The 3348-nt window shown below is 67.9% G+C and carries 5 protein-coding genes; all 5 read left to right on the top strand.

Annotated features, from left to right (window positions below; all coding sequences use genetic code 11):
* Window positions 1-83, top strand: an 83-nt coding sequence (locus tag DP107_RS21200; protein WP_144263765.1) for an acyl-CoA dehydrogenase family protein, incomplete at its 5' end; no start/stop codon positions are given.
* A gap of 531 nt (window positions 84-614) precedes the next feature.
* The gene (gene glmU / locus DP107_RS19650; RefSeq protein ID WP_144263764.1) at window positions 615-1820 is read left to right on the top strand and encodes a bifunctional sugar-1-phosphate nucleotidylyltransferase/acetyltransferase; all 1206 of its coding nucleotides are present in this window, start codon (window positions 615-617) and stop codon (window positions 1818-1820) included.
* Between the two features lie 80 nt (window positions 1821-1900).
* Entirely contained in the window at window positions 1901-2086 is a 186-nt protein-coding gene (locus tag DP107_RS19645; protein ID WP_144263763.1) for a DUF7576 family protein, read from the top strand.
* 198 nt (window positions 2087-2284) lie between these two features.
* Window positions 2285-2737: a CBS domain-containing protein gene (locus tag DP107_RS19640; protein WP_144263762.1), complete on the top strand. Its 453-nt coding sequence runs from the start codon at window positions 2285-2287 to the stop codon at window positions 2735-2737.
* A gap of 43 nt (window positions 2738-2780) precedes the next feature.
* A partial coding sequence (locus DP107_RS19635) for an acyl-CoA dehydrogenase family protein (protein WP_185977422.1) occupies window positions 2781-3348 on the top strand: 568 nt, incomplete at its 3' end.

Genomic DNA, 3348 nt, shown 5'->3' with positions numbered 1-3348 from the left:
CCAAGATCACCCAGATCTACGAGGGCACCACCGAGATCCAGAAAAACATCATCGCTCGCGAACTGCAGGGCAAGGGCTTCTAACAGGGCGTTTTCCCACTCGGGTGTGCTCGGCTCGCGCCTTCGACGCGAGCCTGCGGGCATCGGCTGGCCGGCTCCGCCGACCAGCTATTCGTTCGCGGGCGGAGCCCGCGAACCCCTCACGGCAAAGAACGTTCGAAAAGAGGCCGCTGGCTCCCTCCGGTCGCCAGCGGAGAACCGCTCGCGGATACAACGGACATGGCTGTCGAACATCTCGAATTATCTCCCATTTTCCTCATCCTTAGCATATATGAGTCGATTTTGACTCGTTAGATGGGTTCTTCCGGAATATTCGTACGTCGCGTAGATTCAAATGCGGTACCGCAGGCAACGCGCCCATGACCTGACGAGCCTGCGTCGGGCCGCCGACCCGGACCGGGGGGAACGCAACTCCACGGCCGGTTCCGCCAGCGCGGCACCACGGCCCGACGGGAAGCGCGGTGTCGCCTGTTCGCCAGCCACCGGTTCCGCGGCCGCAGGGGCCACGGTCACCGGGGTCGGTGGACCTTTGCGGACCCGGGCAGCAGGTCGGGTATGCAAGTCGTCATCCTGGCCGCCGGGCAGGGAACCCGGATGCGGCCCCTGACCGACGCCGTCGCGAAGCCGATGCTCCCCGTCGCGGACCGGCCGCTGTGTGCCCACACCGTCGATGCCGCCGTTCGCGCGGGGGCCGACGAACTCGTCTTCGTCGTCGGCTACCGGGGCGAGGACGTGCGCGAGCATTTCGGAGAGGCGTATCGGGGGGTCCCCGTCTCGTACGCCGAGCAGGCCGAGCGGCTGGGCACCGCCCACGCCGCCGCCCAGGCTCGACCCCATCTCGACGACGACTTCGTCGTCCTGAACGGGGACGACCTCTACGACGCGGCGGCGCTTGAGGCGCTGTTCGACGCCTGTCCGGCCGTCGGCGCCTACGAGGTCGACGACCCGCGCCCGTACGGCGTCTTCTCCATCGCGGACGGCCGCGTCACCGGAGTGGTCGAGAAGCCCGACGACCCGCCGAGCAACCGCGTCAACGTCGGCGCATACCACTTCCCCACCGAGGCAGCGGACTGGCTCGCCGAGACGGAGCTGTCCGGCCGCGGCGAGCACGAGATCACGGACGTGCTGACCCGCGTCATCCACGGGTTCGATGTCCGTGCCGTGCCCGTCGGGCAGTGGCTCGGCGTCGGGCGTCCCTGGGAGCTGCTCGCGGCGAACGAGTGGAAGCTCGGGGAGCTGGAGCGGCGGGTCGACGGCGAGGTGCGGGGCGACGCCGACCTCCGCGGGCGGGTCGTCGTCGAGGCGGGGGCGACGGTCGAACCGGGCGTAATCATCGAGGGCCCGGCACTGGTTCGGTCCGGCGCGGAGGTGGGACCGAACGCGTACGTCCGGGGTGCGACGCTGCTCGGCCCCGACACGGATGTGGGTCACGGCGTCGAGGTGAAGAACACGGTCATCATGTCTGGGACGAACGTCCCGCACGTCTCCTACGTCGGGGACAGCGTGCTCGGCCCGGACGCGAACCTGGGCGCCGGAACGCAGGTCGCGAACCTCCGGCACGACGGCGCGGACGTCGAAACGGTCGTGAAGGGCGAGCGGACGAGCACCGGTCGCCGGAAGTTCGGCACCGTCCTCGGCCCGGGCGCGAAGACGGCCATCAACACCAGCCTCTACCCCGGGAGTGTCATGCCGACGGACGGCTGGACCGAACCCGGCGAGTCGTATCGCGGCCCGGAGCCGTCGTCGGACGAGGAGTCCTGACTACCGGTTCCCGGGAGTGTTGCCGCAAGACCGTGGCCGAAAGTATGGGCATAAGTAGGGTCGGCGTATGGACTTGCTCAATGGTAGACCCGACCTCGGACCTGGGCGAGGACGTCACCGAGGAGGACGCGCCGCGGTGTGGTAACTGCGGTGAGCCGATCCTGAACGACCCGGGGCATCGCGTCATCACCTGGGTCGAGGACGGCGATGTCCGGAGCGCACACTTCTGCGATGACAGCTGTCGGATGAACTGGGACGGCGAGTAGCCGGCGAAAAGTGGCGTGCAGGGGACCGCGAGCGAGTCTCCCTACCCAAGGTGACGTTTCGGAGCCCCACCGCACGCCATAAGAGAGTAGGTCGTACACCGGCGTAAGTGCTGCGCCTAGTAGCGTGACCTCGGTCAGGACGGTCGCCCCGGTTCGCAGTCGGGTAGGCTTATCATTGGGGGACTCCAGCGGGCATCTATGAGTGAGGAGCCAGACCCGGAGATCGACACGCCGGTCAGCGAGATCATGACATCGCCGGTCCGCACCGTGCCCGCCGGGACGACCATCGCCGAGGCCGCGGAGATACTCTCCAGCAAGGGCATCGGCTCGCTGGTCATCGGCGAGGAGATCATCGACGGCATCATCACCGAGATGGATATCGTCGAGAGCGTCGGGCAGGCGATGGACCCCGAGACGACGACCGTGGAGGAACTGATGTCAGACCCCGTCGTCACCATCCGTCCGGACGAGTCCGCACGCGCCGCCGGCGAGCGCATGGGTCACAACGGGGTCAAGAAGCTGCCCGTCGCCGAGGACGGCCAGGCCGTCGGCATCATCACGACGACCGACCTGGCGCTCTACCTGCCGCAGCTCCGCATCAACATGACGCCCCAGCCCGAACCGGACATGGCGAAGGGCGAGTACGAGTAGCGCGGGGGTAACGGTTTTCCACCCCACCCTCCGTTGGGGGAGTATGGACTTCGAGCTGTCCGACCAGCAACAGCAGATCCGCGACGAGGTGCGCCGGTTCGGGGAGAACGAGATCAGGCCCATCGCGACGGAGCACGACCGCGAGGAGAAGTTCCCCCACGAGGTGCTCGACGAGGCCGCGAAGATGGGGCTGCTGGGGGCGCAGATCCCCATGGAGTACGGTGGCGCCGGCTACGACGCCCTCGACGTCGCCATCATCATCGAGGGGTTGTACGCCGCCGACCCCGGCGTCGGCGGGTCCGTCCTCGGGACCGCGTTCGGGAGCGAGGCCATCGTCGCGTTCGGCACCGAGGAGCAGAAGGAGGAGTACCTGCCACCCATCGCCGAGGGCGAGGCCATCATGGGCTCGGCCATCTCGGAGCCCGACACCGGGAGCGACGTCTCCTCGGTCTCCACGACCGCCGAGAAGGACGGCGACGAGTGGGTCGTCAGCGGCAACAAGATGTGGATCACCAACGGCTCCGTCGGTGACTACTTCGTGGTCCTCTGTCGAACGGACCCCGAGGCGGAGGGTCGCTACAACGGCTTCAGCCAGATCGTCGTCGAGGCCG

Source organism: Haloglomus irregulare (genome assembly GCF_007421925.1).
Lineage (GTDB): Archaea > Halobacteriota > Halobacteria > Halobacteriales > Haloarculaceae > Haloglomus > Haloglomus irregulare.
The sequence above is the reverse complement of the archived record's forward strand: the minus strand, read 5'-3'. Positions and strand labels throughout refer to the sequence as shown.

Bases quoted from the DNA above. Each gene is read 5' to 3' on its own strand.
- glmU (WP_144263764.1), top strand. From the start codon at position 615: ATGCAAGTCGTCATCCTGGCCGCCGGGCAGGGAACCCGGATGCGGCCC.
- DP107_RS19645 (WP_144263763.1), top strand. From the start codon at position 1,901: ATGGTAGACCCGACCTCGGACCTGGGCGAGGACGTCACCGAGGAGGAC.
- DP107_RS19640 (WP_144263762.1), top strand. From the start codon at position 2,285: ATGAGTGAGGAGCCAGACCCGGAGATCGACACGCCGGTCAGCGAGATC.